General features: G+C 64.3%; 1 protein-coding gene. It reads left to right on the top strand.

The window, feature by feature from the left end; translation table 11 throughout:
* The coding region (locus ABE434_RS18795; protein ID WP_346479868.1) for a flagellin at positions 1–776 on the top strand (776 nt) is incomplete at both ends.

The following is a 776-nucleotide window of genomic DNA, read 5'->3' as shown; positions in this document are numbered from 1 at the left end:
CCAAGCTGCTGGACGGCTCGTTCTCCAGCCAGCTGTTCCAGGTCGGCGCCAACGCCGGTCAGGCGATCGCCATCGACAAGGTCGTCGACGCCACCGTCGACAAGCTGGGCACCTCCAGTTTCAAGACCGCCGCCATGGCAACGATCGGCGCCACCCCGCCGACCGCACGTTCGCAGATCACGGGTACGGTCAGCGTCGCCGGTGCCGATGGCAGCGTGAGCACCGTAGATCTGGGCAAAGTGGAAGTCGCTGCCGGTGCTTCGGAAGCCGACTTCAACCGCGCCGCCGTCACCGCAGTGAACTCGAAATTGGGTGAGACGGGCGTGCTTGCTACCATCAGTGACGATGGCACGAAGATCACGCTGACCCAGGTGAAGTCGGGCGGTGATCTGGCCGATGCCGCCGTTACTACCGTCGCAGGCACTGTGGCGCTGACGCATGCCGCATGGGATGACACTACCGGTGACTGGTCTGCCACGAAGAACGCGGCGTTCGCGGTCACGGGTACCGCAGCCAAGAGCGAGAATGTTGCCGACCTGGACATTTCCTCGGTGGCCGGCGCCCAGAAGGCGCTGTCGCTGGTCGACAACGCACTGGAATCGATCAACAGCACCCGCGCCGACCTCGGTGCGATCCAGAACCGCTTCACCTCGGTCGTGGCCAATCTGCAGACCTCGACCGAAAACCTGTCCGCGTCGCGCAGCCGCATCAAGGACACGGATTTCGCCAAGGAAACCGCAGAACTGACCCGCACCCAGATCCTGCAGCAGGCCGGT

This window comes from Stenotrophomonas sp. TWI1183 (assembly GCF_039673115.1).
GTDB lineage: Bacteria > Pseudomonadota > Gammaproteobacteria > Xanthomonadales > Xanthomonadaceae > Stenotrophomonas > Stenotrophomonas maltophilia_AA.
This window is presented reverse-complemented; position numbering and strand designations above follow the sequence as displayed.